This is a genomic window from Diplocloster agilis (genome assembly GCF_019042275.1).
GTDB lineage: Bacteria > Bacillota > Clostridia > Lachnospirales > Lachnospiraceae > Diplocloster > Diplocloster agilis.
The window spans coordinates 86826-102920 of record NZ_JAHQCW010000010.1 but is presented as its reverse complement, the minus strand read 5'-3'; the positions used below and the strand labels follow the sequence as shown (position 1 = coordinate 102920).

Annotated in this window: 12 protein-coding genes; 1 reads left to right on the top strand and 11 read right to left on the bottom strand. The window is 50.2% G+C overall.

What is annotated here, in order from left to right; genetic code table 11:
- Positions 1-95: 95 nt before the first annotated feature.
- From rho to KTH89_RS08205, 8 genes are all read right to left on the bottom strand, one after another.
- Complete coding sequence (gene rho, locus KTH89_RS08240; RefSeq protein ID WP_238721355.1) at positions 96-1934, bottom strand: transcription termination factor Rho; 1839 nt, start codon at positions 1932-1934, stop codon at positions 96-98.
- Between the two features lie 267 nt (positions 1935-2201).
- Positions 2202-3674 carry a xylulokinase gene (gene xylB / locus KTH89_RS08235; RefSeq protein WP_238721354.1) on the bottom strand — a complete coding sequence of 491 codons (1473 nt, stop codon included), beginning with the start codon at positions 3672-3674 and terminating at the stop codon, positions 2202-2204.
- 24 nt (positions 3675-3698) lie between these two features.
- On the bottom strand, positions 3699-4736 hold the full coding sequence (locus KTH89_RS08230; protein WP_238721353.1) for a LacI family DNA-binding transcriptional regulator: 1038 nt from the start codon (positions 4734-4736) through the stop codon (positions 3699-3701).
- 24 nt (positions 4737-4760) lie between these two features.
- Positions 4761-6230 carry an L-fucose/L-arabinose isomerase family protein gene (locus tag KTH89_RS08225; protein WP_158345840.1) on the bottom strand — a complete coding sequence of 490 codons (1470 nt, stop codon included), beginning with the start codon at positions 6228-6230 and terminating at the stop codon, positions 4761-4763.
- Between the two features lie 393 nt (positions 6231-6623).
- Complete coding sequence (locus KTH89_RS08220; protein ID WP_158345838.1) at positions 6624-6968, bottom strand: phenylpyruvate tautomerase MIF-related protein; 345 nt, start codon at positions 6966-6968, stop codon at positions 6624-6626.
- A 30-nt stretch (positions 6969-6998) separates the two neighbouring features.
- Positions 6999-9362, bottom strand: coding sequence for a ribonucleoside triphosphate reductase (locus KTH89_RS08215; protein WP_158345836.1), 2364 nt, complete (start codon positions 9360-9362; stop codon positions 6999-7001).
- 147 nt (positions 9363-9509) lie between these two features.
- Positions 9510-10751 (bottom strand): GTPase HflX, encoded by a 1242-nt coding sequence (hflX, locus tag KTH89_RS08210; protein WP_158345834.1) that lies wholly within the window; start codon positions 10749-10751, stop codon positions 9510-9512.
- A complete protein-coding gene (locus KTH89_RS08205) occupies positions 10752-11807 on the bottom strand; it encodes a tetratricopeptide repeat protein (protein ID WP_238721352.1) in 1056 nt (351 codons plus the stop codon).
- A gap of 333 nt (positions 11808-12140) precedes the next feature.
- Between KTH89_RS08205 and KTH89_RS08200 the strand changes: the two genes are divergently transcribed.
- A complete protein-coding gene (locus KTH89_RS08200) occupies positions 12141-12536 on the top strand; it encodes a DUF4190 domain-containing protein (protein ID WP_158345830.1) in 396 nt (131 codons plus the stop codon).
- 74 nt (positions 12537-12610) lie between these two features.
- Here KTH89_RS08200 and KTH89_RS08195 read toward each other — a convergent pair whose 3' ends face one another.
- The 3 genes from KTH89_RS08195 to KTH89_RS08185 all read right to left on the bottom strand — a co-directional run bounded on the left by KTH89_RS08195 (position 12611) and on the right by KTH89_RS08185 (position 15981).
- A complete protein-coding gene (locus KTH89_RS08195) occupies positions 12611-13027 on the bottom strand; it encodes a DUF2752 domain-containing protein (protein WP_238721351.1) in 417 nt (138 codons plus the stop codon).
- Positions 13008-13985, bottom strand: a complete 978-nt coding sequence (locus tag KTH89_RS08190) for a carbohydrate kinase family protein (protein WP_238721350.1) — start codon at positions 13983-13985, stop codon at positions 13008-13010. The genes KTH89_RS08195 and KTH89_RS08190 overlap by 20 nt, the downstream gene beginning before the upstream one ends.
- A 253-nt stretch (positions 13986-14238) precedes the next feature.
- The gene (locus KTH89_RS08185; protein ID WP_158345824.1) at positions 14239-15981 is read right to left on the bottom strand and encodes a S8 family peptidase; all 1743 of its coding nucleotides are present in this window, start codon (positions 15979-15981) and stop codon (positions 14239-14241) included.
- Positions 15982-16095 lie beyond the last annotated feature (114 nt).

Genomic DNA, 16095 nt, shown 5'->3' with positions numbered 1-16095 from the left:
ATATCTACTTTCTGTCCCCTTAGGGGATCTTACATACGTTACTTATAAACAGCTTTCATATTGTATCATACCCACGAGCTGATTGCAAGTTTTTCTTAAATAAATTTTGTTTTTTTCACCATCTGTACAAACTCCATATTATTCTTGGTCCGTACAAACATATTCAGGATATTTTCCACCGCTTCGTCGGTCCGCAGGCCGTTCAGCGCCTTCCGCATCAGATAGACCGCTTCCTGCTCTTCCCTGGTCAGGAGCAGATCCTCTCTTCTGGTGCTGGACTTCTGAATGTCGATGGCCGGGAAAATCCGTTTTTCCTGCAGCTTTCGGTCCAAAACCAGCTCCATATTACCGGTTCCTTTGAACTCCTCATATACCACATCGTCCATCTTGCTGCCCGTGTCCACAAGGGCGGTAGCCAGAATCGTAAGGCTTCCCCCTTCCCGCATGTTTCTCGCGGCGCCGAAAAAGCGTTTTGGCATGTGCAAGGCCGCCGGGTCCAAACCTCCGGAAAGCGTTCTTCCGCTGGGCGGCACCGTCAGGTTATAGGCTCTGGCCAGTCTCGTTATGCTGTCCAGCAGGATCACCACGTCTTTCCTGTGTTCCACCAGGCGCTTCGCCCGTTCGATCACCATCTCCGACACCCGTTTGTGATGTTCCGGAAGCTCATCGAAAGTGGAATAGATCACTTCCACGTTCTGTCCCTCGATCGCTTCCTTGATATCCGTAACCTCCTCCGGCCGTTCGTCGATCAGCAGGATAATCAGATGCATTTCCGGATTGTTGGTGATAATCGACTTGGCCACATCCTTTAACAGGGTTGTCTTACCTGCCTTCGGAGGGGAGACGATCATACCGCGCTGTCCTTTACCGATCGGGGAAATCACATCCACAATCCGCATAGCAATGCTGGACTGTGATCTTTCCAGACGCAGTCTCTTATTTGGGAATATAGGCGTCATATCTTCAAAGTTAAATCTGCGGTTTGCCTCTGAAGGATGAAAGCCATTAATACTCTTTAAATAAAGTAACGCGCTGAACTTTTCCTGCTGGGTTTTAATCCTGGTATTTCCGCATAAGATATCACCGGTTTTCAGATTAAATCTGCGGATCTGAGATGGGGATACATAGACATCGTTCTCTCCCGGAAGATAATTGGCGCACCGGATGAATCCATAGCCGTCCGGCAGTACCTCCAGTATTCCGTTGGCTGTAACACCGCTGTCCAGCTGTTCCATATCCGGGACATTCGCCCTGCTCTCGCCGTCCTGCCTGTCCTCGCGGTTATCCTGCCTCTTCTCTTCCCTGGATTCAGGCTGTGTCTGGAATCTTACATCCTCCCGGGACTGGGCCTGAGTTCTTGAATCTTCTCTGAACTGGTTCTGGCTTCTTCCCTCTTCCCTGGACTGCGCCTGATTCCTTGACTCCTCCCTGGACGGAGCCTGGTTTCGCTCCTCTGCTCTGGATGCGGTCTGATTTCTTGTTTCTTCTCTCGAAGGGGCCTGATTTCTCGTCTCTTCCCTGGAAGAAACCTGATTTCTCGTCTCTTCTCTGGACGGAGCCTGATTCCTTGACTCTTCCCTGGATGCCGTCTGATTTCCGTTCTCTTCCCTGGACGGCGTTTGAGTTCTTACCGCTATCCTGGACTGATTCTTATATCGCGGTCGCTGCTGGCTGGACACGACTCTCTTCTTCGTCTCGCTCAGCGGCTTTTCCGCCTGTTTTTCTTCTTTATCCTGTTTCATTTCTTCTTTTTCCTGTGCGGCTTCCTCCTGTCCGGCTGCCGTGGCCGGCTCCCCCTCCGCCTTCTGATCCTCTGCAAGCATCAGTTGGATCAGGTCGCCTTTACGCATCCCGGAAGTCCCCTTCATGCCGCGGGCCTTCGCAATGTCTTTCAGCGCTGCCAATGATAACGATTCGTATTTTTCCCGATTCATGCTATTCTCCTTTATTTATTCTGTTCTGTATTACCGTTTTGGTTTACATGCTGGGATTCATGTCAGAAACGACTATGACTTTAATTTCCAATTATTTTCATTATACACACAGGAAGTAGAATTGACAAGCGGTTTTTCCTTTACCGAACCTTTTACCGAACGGAACAGGCGCAAAAAAGGCACAAGCGGGCAAAAACCTCTGAACCGGGAACACCTTAGGTGCTGTCGGTTCAGAGGCCCAGTTGATAGCCCGGGTTTTGAGATCCGTTATCTGACAATCTCTTTAAAAATATTCTTAAGTCCGGGATAAATCCTACGGAATTTTTGATAGCGCTCTTCATAGAGGTCCACGGTTTCCGGATCCGGCTCTATGGTGGCGGTAATGCGGATCAGTTTTTCGGCAGCGTCCTCAACGGACTCAAATTCTTTGTTGGCCACCGCCGCCAGTATCGCTCCACCGTAAGCAGGCCCCTCTTCCACCTCGATCAGGTCTACCTTCAGGTTGAGGATATCCGCGATCATCTGCCGCCATAGCGGGCTCTTTGCGCCGCCGCCGCAGATCTTGGTGCGCTCTATACGGATGCCCAGGTCTTTGGCGATTTCCAGGGAATCGCGAAGGGCGAAGGCTACCCCCTCAAGGACCGCCTGGGTCATGTCGGCCCGGGTGGTGTCCATGGTCATCCCGATAAAGGTTCCTCTGGCATTGGGATCATTATGCGGGGAACGCTCTCCCATCAGGTAGGGCAGGAAAAACACGTGATTATGGCCAAGCGCCGGTATTTTGTCCTGTTCCCCCTGGTAATCGCTGCTGTTTAAAATCTCATCCATCCACCACTTATTGCAGGATGCGGCGCTGAGCATGCAGCCCATAAGGTGATAATGCCCGTCGGCATGGGCAAAGGAATGAAGACCGTTGTGAGCATCCACTCCGAAGTTTTTGCTGGAAATAAAGATCGTCCCGGAAGTCCCCAGGGATATATTGCACATACCGTCGCCTACGGTTCCGGTCCCCACCGCTGCGGCAGCGTTATCCCCTGCCCCCGCGGCCACGATTACCGAAGGAGACAGCCCCAGCGTATCGGCGATTTCCTTCGTGACCGTGCCGACGCTTTCATAACTTTCGTATACGCGGGCCAGCTGCTCTTCCCGTATTCCGCAGATTTCTTCCATTTCTTTGGACCAGCAGCGGTTTCTGACATCAAAGAGCAGCATGCCGGAAGCATCGGATACATCCGTGCAGAAGACGCCGGTCAAACGGTAAGCCAGATAGTCTTTGGGAAGCATGATTTTACAGATTTTGCTAAAGTTGTCCGGCTCGTTTTCTTTAACCCACAGAAGTTTCGGGGCGGTAAAACCGGCAAACGCGATGTTGGCGGTATAGCCGGTCAGTTTTTCCATTCCGATCACGCCATTCAGGTACTCGCATTCTTTGATGGACCGGCCGTCGTTCCAGAGGATAGCCGGTCTGATCACCCGGTCATTTTCATCCAAAATTACCAGTCCGTGCATCTGGCCCCCAAAGCTTATACCGGCTACCTGTTCTTTGTCCGTATCCGCCAGCAGTTCCCGAATCCCCTCTATCGTCTGCTCATACCAGTCCTCCGGGTTTTGTTCCGACCATCCCGGGTGAGGGAAATATAAGGGATATTCACGGGATACAATCTTCCGGATGCTGCCTTTCGCGTCCATAAGCAGTAATTTAACCGCCGAAGTTCCCAGATCAATACCTATATAGAGCATAATATCCTCCTTTTTATTTTCCGGCTAAAGATTCTCCGGTATTTTTATTTCATTTTTCATATAAAAATATTCTCTGGCCGGTTTCTGCCCGTTGACCAGATAGTGAACGGCCAGCGTAACCGACTGATAGCCCTGGGTCCAGGGCTGCTGGCAGATGGTGCCCAGAATTCTTTCTTCTTTCAATAGCTTTGATATGGACGGCGTCAGGTCGCTGCCGACTATTTTAATAGGGTGGGGCAGTTCCGTATTCCCGCTCTGCCAGTCGGACACCGCTCGGCACACCCCATCGGCCGCTGCCGCCGCTATATATACCGCGTTTATTTCGGGATGCCGGTTCAGCATTAGGAGCGTTTGGGTATAGCCGGTCTCTTTGTCATCCTCCGTCTCTACAATGTCCAGAATATTAAGTTCGGGAAATCTTTTCTTTTGTGTCTCATAGAAGCCTCTGATCCGCTGATTGTGGCCCAGGATTTTTACGGAACCGGTTGCGATACCTACCCGGCCTTTGCCGTCTGTCGCAATACCCAGGATACCGCAAGCCGTCCGACCGCTTTTCAGATAGTCGCAGCCCACGTAGCAGAGTCTGCGGCTGCCTTCGATATCCGTGTTTACGGTAATGACCGGTATGTTTTTTTCCGACAATTCATTGATTTTACCGGCTATCCTCTCATCATTGATCGGATTCAGGATGAGAAAATGAATTTGTTCTTCCAGCTGATCCATAAGCCGGAGCTGCTCCTCCACCTGGTATCCCTTCATGGTCTTTACCACTACCTGAATGCCGAACTCGGCTGCCTCCTGCTCCGCTCCCTTGATCCCTTTTAAGATATCGTCAAAGAATTCATTCCCCCTGGCACACAGGATCACACCTATGATAAAATTCTTTTTTCGGGCCGCCAGGGCTTTACCGGCCGCATTGGGCCGGTAACCCAGTTCTTTGGCGATCTTTTGTACGCGCTCTTCGATCTCAGGTTTGACATGTCCACGGTTGTTAATGACCCGGTCCACGGTTCCCCTGGATACACCCGCTTTTTCCGCGATCTGTTTGATTGTCACCGACATATGTCCCGTCTCCGTTATATTCTGCTATGCAAAGGGGTTTTCCGAGGGATATCTCATCTCTTTGGGCTGATTAAACCCGATATCCTCCACTCCCAGATATTTGAATACTTCGAACAGGGTTTTTCCAAAATGTCCGAAGGCTACCGCTCCGTGATGCGGATAGTGTTTCTCTACCAGCACATGGCGGTAAAATCTTCCCATATCTGGGATCGCGAACACTCCGATTCCGCCGAAGGACCTGGTCGCTACCGGCAGGATCTCACCCTCGGCCACATATGCCTTTAATTTCGCATCCGCAGTGCTCTGCAGACGGTAGAAGGTGATCTCACCCGGAACCAGATCTCCCTCCAGCGTTCCCTGGGTCACTTCCTCCGGCAGGGTCCGGGCCATGATCATCTGATATTTCATCTCGCAGAAGCTCAGTTTACCCGCAGACGTATTTCCGCAGTGGAATCCCATAAAAGTGTCGCTGAGCCCATAGGAATACTTTCCGGCGATCTCTTCTTCATACATATCTTTGGGAACCGTATTATTGATATCCAGCAGAGTCACGGTATCTTCGCTGATGCACATTCCGATGAATTCGCTTAGAGCACCGTAGATATCCACTTCACAGGATACGGGGATGCCCTTAGCGGTCAGGCGTCCATTTACATAACAGGGAACGAACCCGAACTGGGTCTGAAAAGCCGGCCAGCATTTCCCGGCGATTACCACATAATCCCTGGAGCCTTTGTGTTCCTCCACCCAATCCAGCAAAGTAACCTCATACTGCGCCAGCTTGGCCAGAATCTCCGGCTTTTTATTGCCCGCTCCCAGCTCTGCTTCCATTTCCTGTACTACGGACGGTATTCTCGGATCGTCGGCGTGATTGTGATAGGCCTCAAATAGATCCAGCTCTGAATTCTCCTCGATCTCCACGCCCAGGTTGTAAAGCTGTTTGATCGGAGCGTTACAGGCCAGGAAATCCTGCGGTCTGGGACCGAATCCAATCACTTTCAGGTTCCGCAGTCCGATGATCGTTCTGGCGATAGGCAGGAATTCGGCGATCCGGTCCGCGCAGTCCTGCGCATCTCCAACCGGATTTTCCGGAATGTAGGCTTTTATATTCCGCAGATCCAGATTATAGCTGGCATTCAGCATTCCACAGTAGGCGTCGCCGCGCCCTCCCACCAGATTATCGCCGGTCTCTTCCGCCGCCGCTATGTACATGACCGGGCCGCCGAACTCTTTTCCCAGCAAGGTTTCCGCGGATTCAGGGCCAAAATTCCCCAGATAGACGATCAACGCGTTACATCCGGCTTCCTTTACCTGGGCAAGGGCTTTTCTCATATGGATTTCTGTCTCAATGCAGGTGGGGCATTCATAGATATCGCCATATTTTTCCCGGTAAGCCTTCACTACCGCTTTCCGCCTGTTCTCTGACAGCGACATGGGGAAACAGTTTCTGGATACTGCTACGATTCCTGCTTTTACAACTGGTAGATTGTTCATGTTCTTTGCTCCTTTTCTTACTTTTGGTTTGGGTGTTGTTTGGGTTTGTGCTCGAGCACATTTATTATTATAATAGTAGCTCGGTTTGGGAATGTTGTCAATCATTATTGTAATTTTACCTTGTAATTATAGTTTTCATTATATTTTTGATTAATATTTTATGGATATTTGATGGGTTTTAGAAAGTTTGATTATGGCAATATGCGGATTGAAGTTTTGGAGACTTCTTGAACTGGCCGGCATCCGGGGACAGGCACCTTTCTCTGCGTAGTTTCTTACGGTCTTGCTTTACTGCCGAAAGGAGCCAGTCCCCTCCCTTCGTGCTTGCCGTTTGTAAAAAGCCCGCGAAGCTGCGCATAGCGCGGGCTTCGCGGGACTAAGTCCATTGCGTGATTAAAAATTATTGCCATTCCATCCCCAATAGGCGACCTCTTCGTATTTCACATAGATCTGTGACGGGGGAATACCAAGATTTGTTTCCAGTATGTTTGTGATCTCTCCGGTCAGCCGGTCGTAATCTTCTGCGGAAGCGCTGCCGTAGATTTTCACTTCCACAAACGCCATTCTCTGGTCGGCTTTTCCTTTGAAATACATATGTACCTGATCTTCAAAGGTGATCATCAGCCAGCTCTCGCTTTTTCCTGGAATGCAAGATATGGCCCGGCCCAGCTGCTCCTTCAACCTCTGTTCCTGATCGCTGCTTATCTCCGCATTAGTCTTAACATTTATGCAGGGCATGCTTCATCACTCCTATTTTTTCAAGCGCTCCTATTTTTTGTCTACGTATTTTTTGATATTGGATGCGTTTACGTATTTCTGAGTATCCTCACCGTTTACCACCACCAGGGTGGGAGCCTGCATGACACCGTATTTTCTGGCCAGTTCGGCATTTTCTTCCGCGTCCACCAGCTCATATTGTTCGTCTGACAGCATCTCTTTGGCGATCTTGCAGTTCGGGCAGGTCTTGGTGGTGAACAGGTATTTCATGGACGGAGCCGGAGTGACCGTCACATCTTCTTTGGATACCGTTACAATGTTCGTCCGCACTCTCTTCATGCAGGAATTGTCAATATCGTACAGGGTACGGTTCTTGTACTCCTGGGATTTTCCTTCGTTCCAGTTCTGTACCGGCCGGTAATACCCGGTGATCCGGCTGTAAACTTCCGCTTCGGCACCGCACTCAGGGCACTTAAAGTGCTCGCCGCTGATATAGCCGTGGGTCTTGCAGATCGAGTAGGTAGGCGACATGGTATAATAGGGAAGCTTATAATTCTCCGCGATCTTACGCACCAGGGATGCCGCCGCTTTCCAATCCGGAAGCTTCTCTCCCAGGAATGCGTGAAATACGGTTCCGGATGTGTACAGGGTCTGCAGTTCATCCTGGATATCCAGCGCGTCAAAGATATCCGCCGTATAATCCACCGGAAGATGGGAGCTGTTGGTATAATAAGGGGTATCCCCTTCTTTTCCTGCGGTGATGATATCCGGCCAGCGTTTTCTGTCGTGCTTCGCCAGACGGTAGCTGGTGGATTCCGCGGGTGTTGCCTCCAGGTTATACAGGTCACCGTATTCTTCCTGGTAGTCGGCCAGCCGTTCTCTCATATGGTTCAATACCTGCTTGGAGAATTCCTGGGTTTCTTCGTGAGTCATATCCTTGCGCAGCCAGCTGGCGTTCAAGCCTGCTTCGTTCATACCGATCAGGCCGATCGTGGAAAAATGATTGTCGAAGGTTCCAAGGTAACGTTTGGTGTAAGGATATAAGCCTTCGTTCAAAAGCTTCGTAATCACTTCCCGCTTAATCTTTAAGGATCTGGCGGAGATATCCATCATCCGGTCCAGTCTCTTGTAGAAATCCTGTTCGTTCTTGGCCAGGTAAGCGATTCTGGGCATATTGATGGTTACCACGCCCACGCTTCCGGTGCTCTCGCCGGAGCCAAAGAATCCGCCGGTTTTCTTGCGCAGTTCACGCAGGTCCAGACGCAGACGGCAGCACATACTGCGGACGTCGCTGGGCTGCATATCGCTGTTAATGTAGTTGGAGAAATACGGGGTTCCGTATTTCGCAGTCATCTCAAACAGCAGACGGTTATTTTCCGTATCGGACCAGTCAAAATCACTGGTGATCGAGTAGGTGGGAATCGGATACTGGAAGCCCCGGCCATTGGCATCGCCTTCGATCATCGTCTCAATAAAGGCCTTATTGATCATATCCATTTCCATCTTACAATCTTTGTATTTGAAGTCCATCTCCTTACCGCCTACGATAGCCGGAAGCTCCGCCAAATCGTTGGGCACGGTCCAGTCCAGCGTAATATTGGAGAAAGGAGCCTGGGTACCCCAGCGGCTGGGCGTATTCACGCCGTAGATAAAGGATTCAATACATTTTTTTACTTCCCGGTAGTTCAGGTTATCTACTTTAACAAAGGGCGCCAGATAGGTATCGAAGGATGAGAAAGCCTGAGCGCCGGCCCATTCATTCTGCATAATACCAAGGAAGTTTACCATCTGGTTGCACAGTACGGACAGATGTTTCGCAGGAGAGGAAGTAATCTTGCCGCGGATGCCTCCCAGCCCTTCCTCGATCAGCTGCTTTAAGGACCATCCTGCACAGTATCCGGTCAGCATGGACAAATCATGCAGATGGATATCCGCGTTCCGGTGGGCGCTTGCGATCTCCTCATCGTAGATCTCGGTCAGCCAGTAATTGGCGGTCACGGCTCCGGAGTTGCTTAAGATCAGTCCGCCTACCGAATAGGTTACGGTAGAGTTCTCTTTTACACGCCAGTCTTCCACTTTTACGTAACTGTTAACGATTTCCTTATAATCCAGGATCGTGGACTTCATATTCCGGATCTTTTCCCGCTGCTTCCGGTATAAAATATAAGCCTTCGCCACATCGGTGTAGCCGGCCTGTTCCAATACCTTCTCCACACTGTCCTGCACATCTTCCACGTGAATCAGGTTGTCCTTGATCTTAGACTGAAAGTCTGCCGTCACTCTCAGGGACAGCAAATCGATAATATCCTGATTAAATTCTTTTTCCGTTGCGGTGAATGCCTTCTGAACTGCGCCACTGATTTTGGCCAGATCAAAATCTGCCACTTCGCCGTCTCTCTTTACTACACGAAACATCTCACTCTCATCCTTCCCATGTCATCAATTAATCTCTTTACGTCAGCAATCAAATTGTAGCAGATTTCCCAGGAGGAGTCAATAGAAAAACACTATATCTTGTATGTTTTATAAGTTTCATACAAAATATAGTGTCAGTGTCGATAATCACCCAGAAACTCTTGCATAAAGCTCTTTGGGCACATATGCTTTTACATAAATCCCGTTTTCCCGATAATCCTCGCTGATGAGTCCGCCTTGCTCTCTGATCAGTGCGATCAGCCCCGCTTTCTCATAGGGAAATACCCGTTCCAACAGCATGTGGCGCTCATGAAGCACCTCATCTAAGGTTTCCTTCAGCTGTTCTAAGCCTTCGCCGGTTTTGGCCGAAATCTTCAATGTTTTATCCGCTTTAAAATCGCGTATATTAACGGGGGTATCCATTCTGTCCTGTTTATTAAACAGGGTAATGATGGTCTTGCCCGCGATCCCCAGGTCCGCCAGCGTCTCATAGACTACATACATCTGTTTTTCCACCTGTGGATTAGACACATCCACAACATGTAGTATGATATCCGCATATTTCGCCTCTTCCAATGTGCTGCGGAATGCCTCGATCAGATGATGGGGCAGTTTGCGGATAAACCCCACGGTATCGGTCAGCAGAATCTGCTGTCTGCTGGGCAGGGTCAGGCTCCTGGTAGTGGGGTCCAGCGTTGCAAAGAGCTGATCCTCTTCCAGTACCTGCGCGCCGGTAAGCGTATTCAGTAACGTTGACTTTCCCGCATTGGTGTAACCCACGATGGCGGCTACCGGAATCCGGTTCTTCTGTCTCTGGCTGCGCGTAACCTCCCGGTGGCGCTTGACTTCTTTTAATTCCCGGTTCAGCTGTGCGATGCGCTCCTTTACCAGCCGCCGGTCCATTTCCAGTTTCTTCTCTCCCGGCCCTCTGGTGCCGATTCCGCCTCCCAGCCTTGACAGGGAGCTTCGAAGCCCAACCAGCCTGGCCAGCTGGTATTTCAACTGGGCCAGCTCCACCTGGATCTTTCCCTCACTGGTGGACGCCCTCTTGGCGAAAATATCCAGGATCACCAGCGTCCGGTCCATGATCTTGGTGTCCAGCGCGTCTTCCATATTCCGCAGCTGTGCCGGGGATAGTTCATCGTCACATATGATACCGGTGGCTTCTGTCTCGTATATCAACTCCGAGAGCTCTTCTAATTTTCCGGACCCCAGATAGGTCCCGGGGTGGATCTGGGTCCGCGTCTGAATCAACACGCCCACCGTCTGCGCGCCCGCCGTGGATGCCAGTTCCTCAAGCTCTGTCAGGGAGTCCTGGGTGTCATCCCCGTCGTTTAAGGATACCCCGACTAAAATCACTTTTTCCTTAATTTCTTCAAATTCTATCATCTATGCCTCTCCGCCTTCGCCATCCTGTCCTCCCGGATCTTGGCCGTCTCCTTCATCAGTATCTCCACTTTCTTCCGGATTATCGCCCTCCTCGGCGGATTTTGTCCGTCTGGTCTGAAGAAATTCATTTTCTTTCTGCGCTTTCGTATCGTCCGGGAATTCCTCAAGATAAGCAGCCATCTTAGCCGCCGCCGTGTCGAAATCCAGCAGATATTCGTACACCACCGCCTCGTTAAACAGAAGCGTCTGGCGGAAGGCGGTGCCGTCTGTCATGGCAAGTCCGGCCTGGAAACTTTGCAGGGCTCCTTCGTAATCCCCTTTATTCATTTTGCACATGCCCATGATGTTATAGACTTCCTGGCTCTCCCGGCCTTTTTCCTGATACTGCTGGTAGTAATCTAACGCGGTGTCCGGATCCTGCACCGCCTCGTAGGTTTTGCCCAGATAGAGAAGGCTTTCCATGTTCTCTTTCTTCAAAGCCTCTTTCAGCTCTTTTTCCGCATTCTGGTAATCGCCGAGATAGTAATAGATCTCGCCCCGGTTCAGGTAATCTTTATCCTTCTTTCCCTCCAGCTTCAAAGCTTCATTCAGATACCCCTTTGCTTTCTCCGCATCCGTTTGGGCCAGGGATTCGTAGATGCGGATATAGGATTCATAATTTTTCCCGTCCATTTCCATCGCCTGGTCAAAATCCGCATAAGCCTTCTCAGTCTCACCGGTGCCGATGTAGGCGGATCCCCGTAAAATATAAAGATCCGCGCTTGCTTTATAATCGATCAGATTCGTGTAGGTGTCAATCGCCCCGCCAAAATCACCGCTCTTATATTGAGCGGCCGCTTTATAATAGGAAATATCCAATTCCAGCTCCCGTACCCGGCCCGGCGCCTGCTGCAACGCCTTGGTAAAAGATGTGACTGCCGCTGTGTAATCCCCGGCGTTCATGTGCTTAATTCCCTGATCCCGGTACGTCAATTCCATTTCCTGTTTTGTATTAGAGCAGCCGGACAGCATAAACACCGCCACGGCAATCCATAACAAAGTAATAAATCTTTTCATAATAACCTCCAGTAGTTCCTTTAAAGCTTCCTAAATCAGAACAGGATCGTTATCTTTCCTGCTACGGTTTTCATTATAGCAAAGTTTTCCCCGGAAAAATAGATGAAATTTGCCAGAACCGTAAATTCCGGCATTATTGCCCCCGCGGACACGGGGAATCTCTTTGTCTGACTGTCTTTTTTTGGCGAAAACCCCGCCTTTTTCAGCACTTTCTGCCTATTATCCGACAAATCTTAAGGAAAAATTTAGATTCAGTCGAGTCCAATTTATTGTAAATTCAAAATAATTATGATAGTATGAAAGCGTCATTAAATTTATGAGGAGGATATCATAATGGACGAAAACAACAATCAGGTACCAGAAACACAGGAACAACCGACCTTTGAACAGCCTCAATTCGATCAGCCGGTATATGAGCAGCCTCAGTCGTATTATGAACCCGAACAGCCCCAGGGTGGAAAAGGAATGTCTATTGCATCCATGGTTCTGGGTATCGTATCAATCGTAGTATCCTGCTGCTACGTATATGCGGCTTTTGTGACCGGAATCATCGGCCTCGTCTTAGGTATCATCGCGTTAAGAAAACAGGCGCCCGGAAGAGGTATGGCGATTGCAGGTATCGTTACATCTATTATTTCATTAGTATTGGCGATCGTTTTACTTATCGTAGGTGTAGCAGCAGTAAGTTATCTGGCTAACATGGGATATGACGTCAACAGCTTGTATTGATAACAACTGAACAGGAAAAAGGACCGGTACAGCTATCCGGTCCTTTTTATTTCAAGGAAATTTTTCATCCACTCTTATGGTATAAGATATGGGAAAAAATTGCGCACTATAAAATACAAAAACATAAGGCTCAGCACGACCCACCAAAACCGGCTGTCCCGAGGAAGGATCTTCCGGTAACGTCCGAATGCATAAGTAAGCCCTTCCGCATACAGCAGGCCAAGCACGGTTCCCAACACGACAGGAGTGATATTGTAGCGAAGCGACGTGAGGATATCCCCGTGAAGCAAAGCCAGCACACTCCTGGTATTTCCACAGCCCGGGCAGTAAAAACCCGTCAGCCTGCGGAAAAGACATGCCGGAAACAGATCGGCCAGCAGCCCGCCAAAATGATGCAGAAAAAGAAAGCCAAGCAAACCTGCCGGCAGGATCAGCAATATCCCCGCCTTATAGAATCTTTCTTTTTGGTCTTCACTTAGTTTTTGCATCATGATTCAATACCGCTTCAATCTGCTCCCTTGTCGGCAGGGAAGAGATCGCCCCCTTGCTCTGCACACAGATCCATCCGCTGACGTTTCCATATTCCATCGCCTTCAACAGCTTCGCTTCATCCAATTTACCGATCTGGTCCACTCCCTGGATCAAAAGGCTGGACAGGAACCCGCCCCAGAACGCGTCTCCCGCGCCGGTGGCGTCCACCGCTTTGGCTTTTCGTCCGGGAATTCTTAAGACCTTGCCGCCGAAGAAGCATTTCGCTCCCTCCGCCCCCAGAGTCTCCACAACCAGGGCGATCCGGTTTTGCTCCATCAGCCGGGCAATATGCTCTTCCCCGCCTACCATATCCACTTCTTCCTCCGATATTTTCAGCAGATCCACATAGGGGAGAATTTCAAATACTTTTCTGGCTGCCGCTTCCTGATCATCATCCCACATCACATTCCGGTAATTCACATCAAAGCTTACGATTTTTCCCTTTTCATGTCCTCTCTTCAGCGCATAGACGGTGGCATCGGAAGCACTTCCCTTGGAAAGGGAGCAGGAACCGGCATGAATCATTTTCGTGGCGTCCAGGTCTGCCCGGTCGATGTCTTCCACTGTGAGCAGCATGTCCGCTCCCGGTTTTCTGGCAAAGGTAAACGTGCGCTCGCCGTTCCCGGACAGTGTAACGAACGCCATAGTGGTAACCGCCTCCCTGGTCAATTCCGGGCACAGGACCGTCACATCATTTTCCCTCAGCGTGTCTGCCAGAAATCTGCCGAAATCATCATCCCCCATTTTTCCGCAAAATCCGGAGTCCAGGCCGTTTCTGGCCACCGCGATGGCCACATTGGCCGGTGCGCCTCCCGCATTTTTTACGTAGCTGCAAGGCTCTGCGCCCGGTATGAAATCAATCAGCATTTCCCCTACACAAATCACATCCATGTCTTCATCCTCCACAATATTTTTCATTTTTTCCTCAAGCAGCGCGTTTACTGCCCCTGACAAATTCACAGTAAATCCACTTATACAAAATGCTTTAATGAAACACTTTTATTATAGCGAATCCTGTACCATGTGTCAAAGTGTTTTCGTTCCGTTCAAATGCCGTTCAAATGCCGGTCATCATTTGATATTGTCTTAGCATCCCTCGCTTATGTTCTTCACTTGGAATTAAAATAAGCATTTTTTCAACATCCATATTCATCCTCGTATGCTTGACAACTCACACCGGCAAGCTGTCTCTCACACACAGCGCTCCATACCCAACCTGTGAATTCGGATATTCCGTAAATCCCGGCAGTTCTCTGGCCCCCCGCTGCAGATATGCTTTCAGCTTCTCTCCATATAGAAACAAATCGTTGCCATTCACAATCCCCCATTGCATGAGCAGCGCGGCGGAACCGGATACAAAAGGGGTAGCCATAGACGTCCCGGATCGTGAGGTATATCCCCCTCCGGGAGCGGCGCTCATGATATCCACGCCGGGAGCGACCAGATCCGGTTTTGGCTGGTTCGTCATCCAGGTATAGCCCCGCCCGGAAAAGGCAGCGTAAGTGCGCCTTCTGGAATCGTAAGCGCCGACGCTGATGACGCCGGAAGCCGTGGAAGGAATGGTGAGGGTTATATTTTCCGTAGGAGTCAGGAAGCGGGTGCCGGTATTCAGCGCGCCTTCACTTGGCATCCACATATCGTAACGGCCGGACACGATTCGTTCGGGTACCAGACGGATCTTCCAGATTCCACTGTCCAGATACTGCTCTCTAGGAAGAAAATCGATATAGATCTCCTGATAAATGCTGTATGGACTGGGTTCTCCGTAGTATAACAAAAGCTCCGTCCCCCCCATTACAAACCGCTGGGGACCCAGAAAGGGCTGAATCGGTCCGGCTTCCATTCCCGACGGGTGGACGATGGCGATATTTACCTCATCCACATAGGATTTCCAGATCTGCAGATTCATCGCGGTCTCATTATTGGAAATAGAAAATTCGATATCCCGCGGGTTTCCTTCCGTCAATACTCCCTGGGTGTGTCCGGCTGCCGCCCCTTCGTTTCCGGTTCCCACACAGATGGCGGTCCGGCCCAGATTGGAGACATTATTCAGATAAGTCTCGATCAGGGAAGTACCGCTGTGAGACCCGTAGGTATTCCCGAAACTGATATTGATGGCCGCCGGTGTTCCAAGCGCTATGGACTTACGGACCACATAATCCACTGCCTGCATCAGCTCGGTTGTCCTGGGAAACGAATCAGCCCTTGGATTTCCAAGCTTAACGATTAAAAGCTCACTTTGGGACGCCACACCTTTGTAGACACCGCTGCTCGCCCTCCCATTTCCGGCCGCGATCCCGGCCACGTGGGTTCCATGACCGCTCAGATCCCGGCTGGGCACCACCGCGTACTGTTCCTGCGGCGTCGCTTTTTGCAGCGCTTCGTTAATCTGCTCCGCGGAGTATTCGGTTCCGATCAGATACCCTTCCGGGGCGGGTCCTGCGGAAACGGTCTGATCCCACAGGTTTACGATCCTTGTAGTCCCGTCCTCATTTCTGAAATCAGGATGCGTATAATCGATACCACTGTCGATCACAGCCACCAGAACTCCCTGCCCGAACAGCCGGAACCTTTCGTTTTGAACCGGAGGTATACAGGATGCCGTTCTCCCCTGGTTCACCGCGAAGAATAGCCGCTTCGGCTTCTCTATGTATTCGATCTCCGGCTGATCGGCCAGGCGGTCAATCAGATGCTCCGGCACCGTCACAACCGCAAAATTATTCAACATTTCCACCACTGTGATCTCTTCATTTTCTCTGGCCAGCCGTCCGATATCGCCTGAGTACTTTACGATCAGTTCCCAGGTCCGGGTAAGTTCATCAAAACCCACATCCAGTTCCAGCGACCGTTCCCTCTCAACTTCCGTGGCGTCCAGCGCCAGATTTAACAGATTTTCGATTTTTTGATCGTTCATAAGATCCTGCAGCCCTTTTTCGTATTGTTATGCCTTTATTATATGCCCCGAAGCCAGAAAAAATAGTAGCGCCCGTCAAAAATCTTCCGTCCGTTTTTCACACATCGCGCACAA

Bases quoted from the DNA above. Each gene is read 5' to 3' on its own strand.
- rho (WP_238721355.1), bottom strand. From the start codon at position 1,934: ATGAATCGGGAAAAATACGAATCGTTATCATTGGCAGCGCTGAAAGAC.
- xylB (WP_238721354.1), bottom strand. From the start codon at position 3,674: ATGCTCTATATAGGTATTGATCTGGGAACTTCGGCGGTTAAATTACTG.
- KTH89_RS08230 (WP_238721353.1), bottom strand. From the start codon at position 4,736: ATGTCGGTGACAATCAAACAGATCGCGGAAAAAGCGGGTGTATCCAGG.
- KTH89_RS08225 (WP_158345840.1), bottom strand. From the start codon at position 6,230: ATGAACAATCTACCAGTTGTAAAAGCAGGAATCGTAGCAGTATCCAGA.
- KTH89_RS08220 (WP_158345838.1), bottom strand. From the start codon at position 6,968: ATGCCCTGCATAAATGTTAAGACTAATGCGGAGATAAGCAGCGATCAG.
- KTH89_RS08215 (WP_158345836.1), bottom strand. From the start codon at position 9,362: ATGTTTCGTGTAGTAAAGAGAGACGGCGAAGTGGCAGATTTTGATCTG.
- hflX (WP_158345834.1), bottom strand. From the start codon at position 10,751: ATGATAGAATTTGAAGAAATTAAGGAAAAAGTGATTTTAGTCGGGGTA.
- KTH89_RS08205 (WP_238721352.1), bottom strand. From the start codon at position 11,807: ATGAAAAGATTTATTACTTTGTTATGGATTGCCGTGGCGGTGTTTATG.
- KTH89_RS08200 (WP_158345830.1), top strand. From the start codon at position 12,141: ATGGACGAAAACAACAATCAGGTACCAGAAACACAGGAACAACCGACC.
- KTH89_RS08195 (WP_238721351.1), bottom strand. From the start codon at position 13,027: ATGATGCAAAAACTAAGTGAAGACCAAAAAGAAAGATTCTATAAGGCG.
- KTH89_RS08190 (WP_238721350.1), bottom strand. From the start codon at position 13,985: ATGAAAAATATTGTGGAGGATGAAGACATGGATGTGATTTGTGTAGGG.
- KTH89_RS08185 (WP_158345824.1), bottom strand. From the start codon at position 15,981: ATGAACGATCAAAAAATCGAAAATCTGTTAAATCTGGCGCTGGACGCC.